Origin of the sequence: Ensifer sp. ENS08 (assembly GCF_014852195.1) — a bacterium.
Taxonomy (GTDB): domain Bacteria; phylum Pseudomonadota; class Alphaproteobacteria; order Rhizobiales; family Rhizobiaceae; genus Ensifer; species Ensifer adhaerens.
This window is the reverse complement of record NZ_JACVBF010000001.1, coordinates 143,368-157,399: the sequence shown is the minus strand read 5'-3', so window position 1 is coordinate 157,399 and position 14,032 is coordinate 143,368. Positions and strand designations below refer to the sequence as shown.

General features: G+C 62.5%; 13 protein-coding genes. 4 read left to right on the top strand and 9 right to left on the bottom strand.

Annotation, left to right across the window (positions count from 1 at the left end; genetic code table 11):
- Nucleotides 1–229 precede the first annotated feature (229 nt).
- A complete protein-coding gene (locus IB272_RS00830) occupies nt 230–1,066 on the top strand; it encodes a glycosyltransferase family 8 protein (protein WP_060584199.1) in 837 nt (278 codons plus the stop codon).
- Nucleotides 1,067–1,134: 68 nt separating this feature from the next.
- Here the strand turns inward: IB272_RS00830 and IB272_RS00825 are convergent, their stop codons facing one another.
- Nucleotides 1,135–1,314, bottom strand: coding sequence for a hypothetical protein (locus tag IB272_RS00825; protein ID WP_034789185.1), 180 nt, complete (start codon nt 1,312–1,314; stop codon nt 1,135–1,137).
- Nucleotides 1,315–1,802: 488 nt separating this feature from the next.
- Here IB272_RS00825 and IB272_RS00820 point away from each other — a divergent pair, with 488 nt between their 5' ends.
- Entirely contained in the window at nt 1,803–1,946 is a 144-nt protein-coding gene (locus IB272_RS00820) for a hypothetical protein (RefSeq protein ID WP_089045238.1), read from the top strand.
- A 130-nt stretch (nt 1,947–2,076) separates the two neighbouring features.
- Here IB272_RS00820 and cysN read toward each other — a convergent pair whose 3' ends face one another.
- The 4 genes from cysN to IB272_RS00800 form a co-directional block, all read right to left on the bottom strand.
- Entirely contained in the window at nt 2,077–3,582 is a 1,506-nt protein-coding gene (gene cysN, locus IB272_RS00815) for a sulfate adenylyltransferase subunit CysN (protein WP_060584201.1), read from the bottom strand.
- Complete coding sequence (gene cysD / locus IB272_RS00810) at nt 3,582–4,535, bottom strand: sulfate adenylyltransferase subunit CysD (protein WP_060516276.1); 954 nt, start codon at nt 4,533–4,535, stop codon at nt 3,582–3,584. Before cysD ends, cysN begins: the two co-directional genes overlap by 1 nt.
- 43 nt (nt 4,536–4,578) lie before the next feature.
- The gene (locus tag IB272_RS00805) at nt 4,579–5,337 is read right to left on the bottom strand and encodes a phosphoadenylyl-sulfate reductase (protein WP_060584202.1); all 759 of its coding nucleotides are present in this window, start codon (nt 5,335–5,337) and stop codon (nt 4,579–4,581) included.
- Nucleotides 5,338–5,568: 231 nt separating this feature from the next.
- Nucleotides 5,569–7,482, bottom strand: a complete 1,914-nt coding sequence (locus IB272_RS00800) for a HAMP domain-containing methyl-accepting chemotaxis protein (RefSeq protein WP_060584204.1) — start codon at nt 7,480–7,482, stop codon at nt 5,569–5,571.
- A gap of 382 nt (nt 7,483–7,864) precedes the next feature.
- Between IB272_RS00800 and IB272_RS00795 the strand changes: the two genes are divergently transcribed.
- Both IB272_RS00795 and IB272_RS00790 read left to right on the top strand, forming a co-directional pair.
- Complete coding sequence (locus IB272_RS00795) at nt 7,865–8,254, top strand: DUF6152 family protein (protein ID WP_034789195.1); 390 nt, start codon at nt 7,865–7,867, stop codon at nt 8,252–8,254.
- On the top strand, nt 8,251–8,730 hold the full coding sequence (locus tag IB272_RS00790) for a hypothetical protein (protein ID WP_060584206.1): 480 nt from the start codon (nt 8,251–8,253) through the stop codon (nt 8,728–8,730). Before IB272_RS00795 ends, IB272_RS00790 begins: the two co-directional genes overlap by 4 nt.
- 8 nt (nt 8,731–8,738) lie before the next feature.
- Here IB272_RS00790 and IB272_RS00785 read toward each other — a convergent pair whose 3' ends face one another.
- The 4 genes from IB272_RS00785 to betB all read right to left on the bottom strand — a co-directional run bounded on the left by IB272_RS00785 (nt 8,739) and on the right by betB (nt 14,031).
- Entirely contained in the window at nt 8,739–9,374 is a 636-nt protein-coding gene (locus IB272_RS00785; protein ID WP_034789198.1) for a flavodoxin family protein, read from the bottom strand.
- Nucleotides 9,375–9,539: 165 nt separating this feature from the next.
- Nucleotides 9,540–10,424, bottom strand: coding sequence for a sigma-70 family RNA polymerase sigma factor (locus IB272_RS00780; protein ID WP_318266873.1), 885 nt, complete (start codon nt 10,422–10,424; stop codon nt 9,540–9,542).
- Between the two features lie 228 nt (nt 10,425–10,652).
- Nucleotides 10,653–12,302: a choline dehydrogenase gene (gene betA, locus IB272_RS00775; RefSeq protein ID WP_060584208.1), complete on the bottom strand. Its 1,650-nt coding sequence runs from the start codon at nt 12,300–12,302 to the stop codon at nt 10,653–10,655.
- A gap of 265 nt (nt 12,303–12,567) precedes the next feature.
- A complete protein-coding gene (gene betB / locus IB272_RS00770) occupies nt 12,568–14,031 on the bottom strand; it encodes a betaine-aldehyde dehydrogenase (protein WP_060584210.1) in 1,464 nt (487 codons plus the stop codon).
- Between the last annotated feature and the right edge of the window lies 1 nt (nt 14,032).

Genomic DNA, 14,032 nt, shown 5'->3' with positions numbered 1-14,032 from the left:
TGCATCCGCGTGTTTTCGGGTAAGAGATGACCTATTAATTTCATTGATACTTCCGTCGCATATTGCGCGACACCATGAGCGTGGCCCTCGCTTGGCGAGGGTCACGCCATTTCAAATGAAAGCAATCAAAGCGTCTACCGGTATGTCCGGTCGAGCGAGATCTTGCTTTTGGCCTGGACACTGCATGCGGCCCTGTGGCTGCGCGTTGCATTGCTGAAATTGACTTTAAATGATTGTTGCATGCTCGATCGACAGGCGCTTCGCGGAACTCGCGGGTGTCATGCTTTACTCGCTCGAAAAGAACGGTGGCATTCCAGATGCGCAGGTCTTTATCCTAGGTGACGGGCTGCGGGCGTCCGACAAGGAAATGCTGCAAGCCTGTGCCAAACGGAAGCTGTGCTTCATCGATGTCGAAAGCGACATTCTCTCAAAAATCTCAGGCCTGAAGACGACGAGCTACTGGAGCCGCGCTACCTACGCTCGACTGTATCTGCCGGAATTGCTAGCCGACCGGCACGACCGTCTGCTCTACCTGGACGCTGACACGCTGATCAAAAAGAGCCTGGCACCACTGGCCGATCTGTCGTTTGAAGGCAGGGCCGTTGCAGCCGTTCCCTATGATGACCCGACGCGTTTCAATCCGTCGCTCGGCCGAGAGGCGAACACACCCTACTTCAACGCGGGAGTCCTGCTGGTCGATATCGACGCCTGGAACGCGCAGGACTACACGGCTCGCATTGCCAGGCTGCTTCAGACGCGTTCGTTCGATTTCTTGGATCAGGACGTACTGAACCTTACGACCGAAGGGAATTTCGTTCATCTTCCCGGCCACTGGAATGCGCAGAAGGGGTGGGAAGACTATTCTCAAGCTTCCATCGTGCACTTCACTCACGCCAAGCCGAACACGAAAGAATGCGAGCACCCGGAGAAGGCGACGTTTCTGGAGTACCGGAAACAAACGCCCTGGCGTTCGGCGCGACTAATCACAAATCGCGACCGGCGCATTCGCACGCTGCTGCTATCGATCAGAAAGAAGTGGCAGTGGCTCTCGGCGTTTGCTCGGTAGCTGCGCTTGACTTGTGTAGCGGCAGTGCGGCGCGGGCCGCATAGCACCGCCGCCAGCCATGCGCTCGATCAGCCCCGCTTTTCCAGGCCGTTCAGCACGGATTGAGCGGCGGCCTGTGCCTCCAGCATCGACGTGAAGTTGCCCTGGGCGGGGTAGGTGACGCCGCGGAACTTGATGACGAAGCACCATTTGCCGTTGATGCGTTTCTCGACCTTTACGGTGGTTTCCGGTTGCTTGTCGGTGCTCACCCTGTCGTCTCCCTGATTCGGCATTCTTGCGCCAAGGCCGCCCAGATACGCCGAGGAGAGCGGTTCTGTCCACCGCAGGGTGCGCGACCGTCGATGCAAATGTTCCGGGCGAGGGTGAAGGCGAACGTCGCGTCCGCTTTCATTCGTCCATGGTCAGGCGGACTGTCCCACGGCGTTCGGAAACGGTGAAACAGCCCTATCGATCCTCATGATCGACGCGCCAAATTACGAATGCGGCGTTGGATTGATAGTCGTGATCGCGCGAGGATTGCGCCATGGTGAAGCGATTACCAGCGTTGTTTCATTTTGAAGCAACGCCTCTCCGGCTTGATAACGCCGCAACGGAACCTTGACCTCGGCGATCGCGGCGCCGACGCAGGCCGTTTATTGTTCACATGGAAACGACGTGTTCGCAGATTGGTGTCTTATCAGCGTGAACAATCAGGGCGATATTTCCATCAACACTTGTTTTTGCCCGAGAGGCTCAGATGTTGAAGGAACCAATTTTTACCTTTCGCGAGATCGCCATTTGGTCCGCCATTCTTGGCAGCGTCGTCGGCTACCAGCTTTGGCAGCACGCCGATCCTGCGCCGCTGACGATCACTCTTCCTGCGATCGAGCAGCAGCTTTGATGGATGCCTGCGGAGTTGCGCCTCCGGCAAGCTGTCGAAATGCGTCCACGGCGATCACCACTGGTTCTCAGCCGTCCATGCAAAATAAAAAGGGGCCGCTCCGGCCCCTTTTTGCTGCGTGCGATGTCGCTCACCCGTCGATGTCGTCGATGATCTCCACGGCCCTGCCGGCGGAGACGCGGCGGACTTCGGCTTCCTCGCGGCGACCGGCGAAAAGTTCGGTCGCCATCAGCTGGTCGGCAAGGTCGGCCGGCAGCGAGAGGATGACGCGGGCGTCTTCCGTGTGGATGCCGCCGAGCGCCGAGCGCTTGGCGGTGATCATGCCGCCCGCCACCGTGTTGTTGGTGTCCGGATCGATCAGGATGAACGCGCCGGTGGTGCGGTTCTGCTCGTAGGTGTCGAAGATCGCCTGCTCGTCGAAGGCAAGATGCACCTTGCCGATGGCGTTCATCGGCAGCTGATCGGCCTGGTTCCACTTACCGGTCTGGAGGTCAAGCTGGCTTGCCGGCTGCACCTGGACGCGCTGGCGTCGGCTGCCACTCTTCAGCCAGTAGCGCTTGCCGGGCTGGATGCCTTCGGCTTGCAGCGCGACGAGCTGGGCGTCGAAGGAAAGACCGGTCAGCGGCTGGCTGTCGATCGCGACGATCATGTCGCCGCGCGAGACGTCCACCTGGCGGTCGAGCACGAGCGTGATCGCGTCGCCGGCGACCGCTGCGTTGCGCACGAGATCGAAGGTGACGATCTTGGTGACGTTGGCAACCATGCCCGAGGGCAGGATGACAACACTGTCGCCGGGCTTCACCGAGCCGCCGGCAACCGTGCCCTGATAGCCGCGGAAGCTTTCGCCGGGCCGCGAGACGCGCTGCACCGGCAGGCGGAAACCAACGGTCTGGGCCGAACGGGTGGTTGCCAGCTCCAGTACCTCGATCAGCGTCGGGCCGTCATACCAGGGCATCGAGGCGCGGCCGTCGTAGACGACGTTCTCGCCCTTTAGCGCCGAGACCGGGATGGCGATGACCTGGCGCACGCCAAGCGACAGCGCCAGCTCGCGGAACTCGTGGCTGATCTCTTCGAAACGGGCGCGGTTGTAGTCGGTGAGGTCGATCTTGTTGACCGCCAGCACGAACTGCTTGATGCCCATCAGCGTCGCGATCGTCGCATGCCGGCGGGTCTGTTCGAGCAGTCCGACGCGGGCGTCGACGAGCAGCACGGCGAGATCGGCGGTCGAGGCGCCGGTCGCCATGTTGCGGGTATATTGCTCATGACCGGGCGTGTCGGCGACGATGAACGAGCGCTTGTCGGTCGAGAAGTAGCGATAGGCGACATCAATGGTGATGCCCTGTTCGCGCTCGGCCTGCAGCCCGTCGAGCAGCAGCGCGAAATCGGGAAGGCCAAGATCGTTCTGCTTGCCTTTGGAATCGCGCTGAAGCGTCGCTGCCTGGTCTTCCTTGACCGCCTTGGTGTCCCAGAGCAAGCGGCCGATCAGTGTCGACTTGCCGTCGTCGACCGAGCCGCAGGTGATGAGCCGAAGGGGACGGCTGTCACGGGTGGCGCGCGCCGGCTCCTGCGCCGGGAAAGCGAGAACTTCGCCAGCTGCAACGTGCTCGACGGCATTCGCGGTTGCGGGTGCGGTCATCAGAAATATCCTTCGCGCTTCTTCTTTTCCATCGAGCCGGATTGGTCTCGGTCGATGGCGCGGCCCTGGCGTTCGGAAACGGTCGCGGTTTCGAGTTCGGAGATGATGTCGTCCAGCGTCGTCGCGGTCGAACGGATGGCGCCGGTCAGCGGGAAGCAGCCGAGCGTGCGGAAGCGGATGACTTCTTCGCGCTTGGTCTCGCCAGGCAAAAGTTCGAGGCGCGGGTCTTCGGCGAGGATCATCATGCCGTCGCGTTCGACGATCGGGCGCTTTTCAGCAAAGTAGAGCGGCACGATCGGAATGTCTTCGGCCTGGATGTAGCGCCAGATATCGACCTCGGTCCAGTTGGACAGCGGGAAGGCGCGCACGCTCTCGCCCTTGCGGATCATGCCGTTGTAGACGTTCCAGAGTTCCGGACGCTGGTTGCGCGGGTCCCAGCGGTGGTCGGGCGTGCGGAAGGAGTAGATGCGCTCCTTGGCGCGGCTCGCCTCTTCGTCGCGACGCGCGCCGCCGAAGGCAGCATCGAACTGGCCGGCGTCGAGCGCCTGGCGCAGCGCCTCGGTCTTCATGATGTCCGTATAGAGCGCCGAACCGTGGGTGAACGGCGTGACGTTCTCGGCGGCACCGCGCGGATTGACGTGCTCGATCAGGTCAAGGTCGTAGCGCTCGACGATCTCGTTGCGGAACGCGATCATCTCGGCGAATTTCCAGCCGGTGTTGACGTGCAGCAGCGGGAAGGGAACGCGGCCGGGATAGAAGGCCTTGCGTGCCAGATGCAAGAGAACCGAGGAATCCTTGCCGATCGAATAAAGCATGACCGGGCGCTCGAACTCGGCGGCCACTTCGCGGAAGATGTGGATCGCTTCGTTTTCCAGCGCCTTCAGATGCGGATCGAGCGGCGGCTTGGCACTCTGCGGATTATGCAGTTCCGTTTCCGGATGGATGTGGGGCATTTCAGTCTCCGGGAGGATTTGTCTTCGGACGAGCGCGCCAGCCTCAGGCGGCGCTGCTCGAATTGGGGATGATGGAGCTTGCGGCGGCCTCGGGAACATGCAGACCACATTCGCGCTTCTCGTCGTTCTCCCACCACCAGCGGCCGGCGCGCTCGGGCTCGCCGGGCTTGATGGCGCGGGTGCAGGGCTCACAGCCGATCGACGGATAGCCGCGGGCGTGCAGCGGGTTGACCGGAACGGCGTGCGTGGCGACGTAGCTGTTGATGGTCTCGATGCCCCAGTCGGCCAGCGGATTGATCTTGATCAGGCCGCGTTCGGCATCTGCCTCGGCAAAGGGCGTGGAGGCACGGTTGCCCGACTGGCCGCGGCGCAGCCCGGTAACCCAGAAGCTTGCTCCTTCGAGTGCGCGCGCAAGCGGCTTCAGCTTGCGCACGTCGCAACAGGCATGTCGCGCTTCGACGCTTTCATAGAAACCGTTGAGACCGTAGCGCGCCGCATAGGCGTCGATGTCGGCCTTTTCCGGATGGTAGCGCTTGATCAGGATGTCGTAGGCTTCTTCTGTCTTGTCGATCAGCGCCGCGGTCTCATCGAAGAGACGACCGGTCTGAAGCGTGACGACATCGACGGCAAGCTTGTTCTTGCCGATCGCGGCGGTAATCACCTGATCCTCGATGCCGAGCGAGGTCGTGAAGACTGCCCGCCCTTCAAGGCTTGCAACGAGCGCCAGCCGCCCGGCGAGATCCAGGCTTTCGAGCCTCTCGTTCAGTGCCTTGGCGGTGGTTTCGAGGGATGACGTGGTCATGGCTGCGTCCTGTTCCAACTTGGGCGGAATATCGCAGCCGAACAGGACAATGGACAGAAATAGCGGTTTCTAATGCTGTTTGTTTGGAGCAAATCTGCCTCTCAGATCGAAAAGCAGCGAAAAACCGAATATAGACTAGTAATTTACTAGATTTAATACTGTATGTGGCAAAAGCTAGAGACGCGAACCCTGCGGCTCGCGTCTCCTTGTTTTGCGGCCGAAGCCTGATCGTCAGAACTCCGCCCAGCCGTCCTCCTGTGGTCGCGCGCCGCCGCGATAGGCGCCGGCGAGCTTGCGGGTCAACGCACGTGCGGGCGAGGGGGCTGCACTTTCCGTGGCACCACTTGCCACGAGGCGTGGTCCTGCCGAAGAGCCGATGCCGGTCCTGAAGCGCATCAGGAGGTCGTTGAGCGCGCCGGCCTCGCGGGCGAGGCTGTGGCTGGCGGCGGTCGATTGCTCCACCATCGCCGCATTCTGCTGCGTGCCCTGGTCGATGGCATTCACCGCCGTATTGATCTGCTGGATGCCGGCTGCCTGTTCGCGGGCGCTTTCGACGATCGCCGTCACGTGGTTGCTGATCTCCTTGACCTCGACGATGATGCTTTCGAGTGCCGCGCCGGTCTCTCGCACCAGGGTGACGCCGGATTTGACCTGCTGGCCGGATGTGGCGATCAGCACCTTGATCTCCTTGGCAGCCTGAGCCGAGCGCTGGGCAAGCTCGCGCACTTCCTGGGCGACGACGGCAAAACCCTTGCCCGCCTCACCGGCGCGAGCCGCCTCGACGCCGGCGTTGAGCGCCAAGAGGTTCGTCTGGAAGGCGATGTCGTCGATCACGCCGATGATGCTGGAGATCTCCCGCGACGAGGCTTCGATGCCGCTCATGGCGGTGACGGCATTGCCGACGATTTCGCCGGATTTCTCCGCAGCACCACGGGTGCGGATGACAAGCGTGCCCGCCTCTTCCGCGCGCCGGCTGGCATCGGCGACGGTGGTGGCGATCTGGTCGAGCGCGGCTGCGGTTTCCTCGACCGAGGCGGCCTGTTGTTCCGTGCGCTTGGAGAGGTCGCCGGCGGCGGAGCGGATTTCGCTGGCGCCGGCATTGATGCTGCGGGCATTCTCCCCGACCGAGCGCAGTGCCTCTTCGAGGTTGGTGACCGAGCTGTTGAAGTTGGTTCGCAGCGCGTCGAGCCGTTCTGCAAGCGGCGTGTCGATGCGGAAGGTCAGATCACCTTCGGCAAGGCGATCGAGACCAAAGCCGAGCGCGCTGACTGCCGCCTGGACCTCGGCCGCCTCTTTCGCCTTCTGTGCCTCGCGCTGTTCACGCTCGCGTTCCGACAGCGAACGACCGGCTTCGGCCTCTTGCTCCAGCCGCTCGCGTTCCAGCGCATTGTCTCGGAAGACGGCGACAGCGCCGGCCATCTGGCCGATTTCGTCGCGGCGACCTTCGCCGAAGATCAGTGCCTTGAGATTGCCGGCGGCAAGCTGGCGCATGGCTTCGCGCAGGCTCGTCAGCGGGCGCAGCAGGCCGGCAATGACGAACCAGACGGTCGCGCCAAGCATGAGCAGGGCGAAGCCAGCAATCACACTTTGCCAGAGTGTCAGGTTGTCCTTCTCGGCATTCGCCGCTTCGAGCTCGCCGTTAGCCTCGGAAAGCTGCAGCTTGATCAAGTCGCTGATTGGCGCGGCGAGGGGATCGACTGATGAGTAGAGCTTGGTATCGACAAAGCGTTCGAGTTCGGCCTTGTCCTGACGCTGCATGATCTGCGCGAGATCGCGGATCGACGCATCACTTGCGATGCGCGCCCTGTCGAAAATCTCGGTCAGCGTCTTTTCCTCCGGCGTGAGCCGTGTGGCTTCGTAGGTGCGCCAGCGCGTATCGATGGTCGCAAGCGCCGTGTCGATCGCTTTTGCGCCGGCCGCCCAGTCCAGGGCGCCGCTGCGGACCTTATGGGTCGTGTCGACGATTTCGACCGCATACATGTCGGACACCGTCTTCAAGTGGTCGACCGGCAGCAACCGGTCGACGACAATCGATTCGGTGCGTTTGGAGATGGAAGTCAGCGCACTGAAGGCCGTAACGATCATGACCAGCATGGCGACGGCGAGCAGGGACAGACAGACGAGCAGGCGTGCTTTGATTGTCATGAATAACGCTCCGCGGTTGCCCGCAAGGCAAATCATCCTCGGCCGATGGCCGCGGGCACGGCCGCAAAGGCATCGGTAAGCGAGCTCGCCTTGGCAGGGGAGTGATGTCGATGATGGGATGGAGCACGCGATATTACGCGGCGAAACTGCCGTCATGGCATGTTCGCCCAGCGTTCACTCCGTCTCATATAGACATAACAACCGGAGATTAAGAATGGCTAAATTTTAAGCTGTTGATTGAAGTTCGCGCAACCCAAGATTATCGCAACCATAGGCGGTGGCTGTCTGCGATGCTCAAGAAGTGTTGAAGACCGCGTCCTTTCGCAAACCGCTCTTCGGGTTCAAGCTGCCACCTCTCCGAAACAGGCGAAGGAGCAGGGACATGTTGAATGCCATTTCACGCCGTGGCGTTGTCGCAATCATCCTGACGGGGCTTCTGGTTACCGGCGCCTATGCCCATCACGGATGGTCCTGGGCCGAGGCCGACCAGATCGAGCTCAAGGGCACCATCCGCGAGATCTCGATGGCGCCGCCGCATCCGACCTTACAGGTGGAGTCGTCCACGGATGGCATGTGGCACGTCGAACTCGGCAATCCCCGCCAGACGGAGCGCTCAGGCTTTGTCGAGGGATCGGCCAAGGCCGGTGACGAGATCATCGTTCTCGGCAACCGTTCGCTCGACCCGAACGAAAAGCGCATGAAGGCGGTGCGCATCACGGTCGCCGGCAAGACCTATGACATCTATCCGGAACGCATCCGGGCCGGTGGATGAGCGGCGCGGAACTCGTCGAGTGGATCGCCGGCTGGCCGGTGGGCGCGGCGCTCAGACGCTCGGCGATCCTCTATCTCGTGGTCAACGCGGCTCATATTCTCGCGATCGGCCTGCTCATCGGCGCGATCGTACCGCTTGATCTGAAGCTGCTCGGGCTTGTCGGTGATGCGCCCGTCGCGGTGCTTGGACCCTTTCTGGCGCAAGCGGCTGCGATCGGCCTGGCGATCGCGATCGTCACCGGCTTTTGCCTCTTCAGCGTCAGGCCTTCGGCCTATCTCGCCAATCCGGCATTTCTGACCAAGCTCGCGCTGTTGGCAATCGGGACGCTCAATGCACTGTCGGTCCACGTGGGTACAGCCTGGTCGGTCGCGCGCGCAGGGGGAGCGGTTGCGTTGCGCCTGCGTGCGCAGGCGCTTGCCTCCTTGGTCACATGGCTGGGTGCTCTGCTCGCCGGCCGCTGGATAGGCTTTCTCTGACGCTGATCCTATCGCTCGCCTGCCGTTCTCCACGCGGGAAGGGCAGGCTCCTGTTCGACCGTTCTTCCTCGCACGAACTGCAGCGTTGTCTCGGCCACGCGTTGGCCGAGATGACTTGCCGTCTCAAGATCGGATGGTGGCGGCGCCAGATCGGCGCCCTGGTCGACATAGGACTGGGCGCCGGCGCCCAGCCAGAAGCCAAGCCGGTTGAGATCGTCAGGTGATCCTTTGGTCGAGTGGTTGGCCGGTGGTAGGTCGAGGTTGATCCAGTGCATGCCATGCTGGGCAGCAAAGAGAGCAAGTTGCATCAGCGTCGCGAGTTTATCGCCCGAGGCGGTTCCCGAGTTGGTGAAACCGGCAGCAAACTTGTTTTTCCAAAGGTAGCCCTTGGCCATCACGGCACTGGAACTCGCTTCCTGAAATGACTTGAACGCGGCTGACTGGCCTCCGACATAGGTCGGCGTGCCGAAAATGATCGCCTCGGCCGAGCGGAGATCGTTCCACCGTGCCGGTACATCCTCAACCGCTAGGAGCAGACCTTGTGCGCCGTCGACGCGCTCGATACCGGCTTTAACAGCCTTGGCCTGGCGTGCCGTGTGCCCGTATCCGCTGTGGTAGATGACGGCAATGCATATGTTGCTCATGGTTTGGTCTCCTATGGTTTGGTGTTGGGCCTGCCGAGCGAGTAGAGGCACGCGCCTTCGGCGCGTGGCAGGTTAAGTTTGTTTGGAGCAGGGGCGATCAGCAGAGCTGTCGGCTCTGGTGCCTGTGCGCGGGGGCGCGATCGTTAGGGCGCGGTCACCCGTCGCTCAATGAACGGCCGGAGCATCGAGATATGTCAGCGCTTCTGGGAGGTGTTTTAGCTTGTCCGGATTGCGCGTGACATAGATGACGGTGATTCTATCCCGCTCGATCTCGATCGCGGTGGTCTGCAGGACCCCGTCTTCGATGGTGATAAAACCAGGCAGCCCATTGATGAATTCGTAACGCACGAGCCGCGACATCGCCCGGGCAAAGATCAGCCTCAGCGAGGCGTGCAGCATTATCACCTCGTCTATTCCGACGATCGGCCGTCTTGGCGCCACTGTCTTGCCGCCGCCGTCGGCATAGACGATCGCGCCGGTCGCAAGCAGCGAACGAAGCTTGTGCAAATCGCCGCCACGGGAAGCGGCAAAGAAGGCGGCGGCGATTTCCATGCCCTGTTCCCGTGGCATCGCAAATCGGCGGCGGGTCTCGCGGACATTGACACGGGCACGGCTGGCCAGTTGACGGCAGGTTGCTGCCTTGCGGCCGAGCGTCTCGCCGATTTCATCGAAGCTGACACCGAAGACGTCGTGCAGCAGGAAGGCCGCTCGTTCCAGCGGCGACAGGCGTTCCAGTGCCATCATCAGAGGCAGGGTAATGTCGTCTAGTTCGTCGCACTGCTCGACGACCGGTTCCGGCAGCCATGGCCCGAGGTAGGTTTCGCGCCGCCGCCGTGCCGACTTCAACTGGTTGAGGCAAAGGCGTGTCACGATCCGGCCCAGAAACGCCGATGGTTCTTTGACGGCCGCACGGTCGGCGTTCAGCCAGCGCAGGAATGCTTCCTGTACGACATCTTCGGCTTCGCTGACGGAGCCCAGCATGCGATAGGCGATGCGGATCAGTCTCGGGCGTACCGCGCCGAAGGTCGTTCTGACGTCTTCGTCGGTCATCCCGGCCATCACGCGCCCCGCTGCGATATGGCGCGGCCGGCCACGAAATGGCTAGCGCGCACAAGGGGCCATGATGGCATCACCGCTGCGGCAGTCCCATGCGGATCGGGCTTCGCTGTCATCTTCGTCTCCTTCATCTCAAGCACTCGAGAAGACAAGACAAGATAACACCGGCGAATGTGACATGCGGCTGTCGGTCGCCGGCAAAAAAGTTCGCCTTGCGGCAAACTATCTGTCGCTGACCTGCCAGCGCGGATTGATCCACGGTTCCTGGTTCGATCTGGCGAGGGGCTGCTTGCCGAGAATGTGGTCGGCCGCCTTCTCGCCGGTCATGATCGACGGGCTGTTCAAGTTGCCGTAGGTCACGTGTGGGAAGATCGAGCTGTCGGCGACACGAAGGCCTTCGACACCGATGACGCGGGTCTCCGGATCGACCACCGCCATCGGGTCGTCCTTGGCACCCATCCGGCAGGTGCCGCAGGGGTGGTAGGCGCTTTCCAGATGCTCGCGCAGGAACGCGTCGATCTGTTCGTCCGACTGGACTTTCTCGCCCGGCTGGATCTCCGGACCGCGATAGTGGTCGAAGGCTTTCTGGCCGAAGATCTCGCGGGTGAGGCGCACGCAGTGGCGGAACTTCTCCCAGTCCTCCGGGTGGCTCATATAGTTGAAGCGGATGACCGGGTCGGTCATCGGATCGGAGGAGCGCAACGTGACGTTGCCGCGCGACTTCGAGAGGTTGTAGCCGACATGCACCTGGAAGCCGTGGGTGTTGGCGGCCGCCTTGCCGTCGTAGCTGATCGCCACCGGCAGGAAGTGGTACTGGATATCTGGCTGCTTGACGCCGGGGGCCGAGCGCAGGAAGGCGCAGGCCTCGAACTGGTTGGAGATGCCGAGGCCCTTCTTGAAGAACAGCCACTGCGCGCCGGCAACGCCCTGCCAGAACCAGGGCAGCCAGGAATAGAGCGACACGGGCTTGGTTGAAATCTGCTGGAAATAGAACTCCATATGGTCCTGCAGGTTTGCGCCGACGCCTGGTCGGTCAACCTTCACCTCGATGCCCATGTCCTTCAGGTGCTCGGCCCGGCCGATGCCCGAGAGCATCAAGAGCTTCGGCGAATTGAACGAGGAGGCCGAGACGACGACCTCACGGTTGGCCTTGACGACCTCGATCTTGCCGCCGCGCTCGATCTCGACCCCGGTCGCCCGGCCGTTCTCGATGATGATCCGACGGGCGAAGCAACGCACGAGCGACACGTTCTGCCGCTTCATCGCCGGCTTCAGATAGGCGTTTGCCGCCGACCAGCGCCGGCCCTGCCAGACGGTCTGCTCCATCAGCCCGAAGCCTTCCTGCTTCGAGCCGTTATAGTCATCGGTGAGTTCGAAGCCGGCTTGCTGGCCGGCCTCGATAAAGGCATGGAACAGCGGATTGTGGACCGGGCCGCGTTTAACGTGCAGCGGTCCGTCGGTTCCGCGCCAGCCGGCTTCGCCGCCGTGGCTGTTTTCCATGCGCTTGAAATAGGGCAGCACATCCGCATAGGCCCAGCCGCGCGCGCCGAGTTCTTCCCAGCGGTTGAAGTCTTCCGCATGGCCGCGCACATAGACGAGACCGTTGATCGAAGAGGAACCGCCGATCACCTTGCCGCGCGGCGCGGTGATGCGGCGGTTGTTGAGGTTCGGCTCAGGCTCAGACAGATAGCCCCAGTTATAGCGCTTCATGCTCATCGGCCAGGCAAGCGCTGCCGGCATCTGGATGAACGGCCCCGCATCCGTTCCGCCATATTCCAGCACCAGGACGGTATTCTTGCCGTCTTCTGAGAGGCGATAGGCGAGCGCCGAGCCGGCGGAGCCGGAGCCGATGATGATGTAATCTGCCTGCATAAGCGTCGTCTTTCTTTTAATCGTTGCCCCTCGGCATGCCTCTCATCCGCAGTGACGGGATGCGCCGCTCATACGCACGGTGAGGGATCCGCCCCTCATCCGGCTGCCGCCACCTTCTCCCCGCAGGCGGGGAGAAGGAAAACGCGGATATGTCTTGCTCCCTCTCTGACGTCCTTATGCGTTGCCGCGTGTGGTCTGGCGAGCAGGCCTCGTCCCCTCTCCCCGCGAGCGGGGGAGGGCTAGGGGGAGCGGCAAATCAACAATCTCAATACGGCGCCTGCACCGGCCCCATGCCGACATAGACGGTCTTCAGCTCGCTATAATGGTTGAGCGCCGCGACCGAATTCTCGCGGCCGAAGCCGGATTGCTTGGAGCCGCCGAAGGGGATTTCCACCGGGCAGAGATTGTAGGTGTTGATCCACAGCGTACCGGCCTCCAGCTGGTCGACGACGCGGTGGGCGCGGGTAATGTCGGCGGTGAAGACGCCGGCCGAAAGGCCGAATTCGGTGGCATTGGCGCGGGCGATCACCTCGGCCTCGTCGTCGAAGTCGAGCACGCACATGACAGGCCCGAAGATTTCCTCGCGCGCGATCGTCATGCCGTCGGTGACGTCGGCAAAGACCGTCGGCTGGATATAGGTGCCTTCACTGTTCACGGCGTTCGGGATGCCGCCACCGGTCACCAGTCGCGCACCTTCGGCCTTGCCCTTCTCGATATAGGAAAAGACCTTGTCGCGCTGTGGCGCCGAGACCATCGGCCCGAGCTGCGTTGCCTCGTCCATCGGGTCGCCGATGACGATCGCCTCGGTGCGGGCTTTGAGCCGCGTCAGGAACTGTTCCTTGATACCCTTGTGCACGAAGACGCGGGTGCCGTTCGAGCAGACCTGGCCGGTCGAATAGAAGTTGCCGAGCATGGCGCCGCCGATGGCGCTTTCGAGGTCGGCATCGTCGAAGACGATCAGCGGCGACTTGCCGCCGAGTTCCATGGTGACGTGCTTGAGTTCGGCCGCTGCTGCACCCGCCACCTTCTTGCCGGTCGGGACCGAGCCTGTCAGCGACACCTTGGCGACGTCAGGATGGTTGACGAGCAGGGGCCCGGTGGTGCGATCGCCCTGGATGACATTGTAGAGGCCCTTCGGCAGACCGGCTTCGACGAGAATTTCGGCGATCTTCAGGGCGCCGAGCGGCGTGTTTTCCGAGGGCTTGAAGACCATGGCGTTGCCGGCGGCGAGCGCCGGCGCGCCCTTCCAGCAGGCGATCTGCTGCGGATAGTTCCAGGCGCCGATCCCGACGCATACGCCAAGCGGCACGCGCTTGGTATAGGCAAAGTCGCCGCCAAGCGGGATGTAGTCGCCATTGAGGGCGGTGGCGATGACGCCGCCGAAGAACTCGAAACTGTCGGCGCCGGAGGTCGGATCCGCGACGATCGTCTCCTGGATCGGCTTGCCGGTGTCGAGCGTTTCGAGCTCGGAGAGCTCGCGGTTGCGCTCGCGCATGATCTCGGCGGCGCGCTTAAGGACCCGGCCGCGCGCCGTCGGGCTCATCGCGGCCCATTCCGGCTGCGCGCGCTTGGCAGCGGCAATCGCCTTTTCGACGATCGCCGGCGTTGCCGCATGCAGCCGGGCGATCACTTCGCCGGTCGCCGGATAGATGCTCTCGATGACAGTGCCTTCGATGTCCTCGACATATTCGCCGTCGATGAAGTGCGAGGCTTGCGGTTGGGCTTTCATG

Bases quoted from the DNA above. Each gene is read 5' to 3' on its own strand.
- IB272_RS00830 (WP_060584199.1), top strand. From the start codon at position 230: ATGATTGTTGCATGCTCGATCGACAGGCGCTTCGCGGAACTCGCGGGT.
- IB272_RS00820 (WP_089045238.1), top strand. From the start codon at position 1,803: ATGTTGAAGGAACCAATTTTTACCTTTCGCGAGATCGCCATTTGGTCC.
- cysN (WP_060584201.1), bottom strand. From the start codon at position 3,582: ATGACCGCACCCGCAACCGCGAATGCCGTCGAGCACGTTGCAGCTGGC.
- cysD (WP_060516276.1), bottom strand. From the start codon at position 4,535: ATGCCCCACATCCATCCGGAAACGGAACTGCATAATCCGCAGAGTGCC.
- IB272_RS00805 (WP_060584202.1), bottom strand. From the start codon at position 5,337: ATGACCACGTCATCCCTCGAAACCACCGCCAAGGCACTGAACGAGAGG.
- IB272_RS00800 (WP_060584204.1), bottom strand. From the start codon at position 7,482: ATGACAATCAAAGCACGCCTGCTCGTCTGTCTGTCCCTGCTCGCCGTC.
- IB272_RS00795 (WP_034789195.1), top strand. From the start codon at position 7,865: ATGTTGAATGCCATTTCACGCCGTGGCGTTGTCGCAATCATCCTGACG.
- IB272_RS00790 (WP_060584206.1), top strand. From the start codon at position 8,251: ATGAGCGGCGCGGAACTCGTCGAGTGGATCGCCGGCTGGCCGGTGGGC.
- IB272_RS00785 (WP_034789198.1), bottom strand. From the start codon at position 9,374: ATGAGCAACATATGCATTGCCGTCATCTACCACAGCGGATACGGGCAC.
- IB272_RS00780 (WP_318266873.1), bottom strand. From the start codon at position 10,424: ATGACCGACGAAGACGTCAGAACGACCTTCGGCGCGGTACGCCCGAGA.
- betA (WP_060584208.1), bottom strand. From the start codon at position 12,302: ATGCAGGCAGATTACATCATCATCGGCTCCGGCTCCGCCGGCTCGGCG.
- betB (WP_060584210.1), bottom strand. From the start codon at position 14,031: ATGAAAGCCCAACCGCAAGCCTCGCACTTCATCGACGGCGAATATGTC.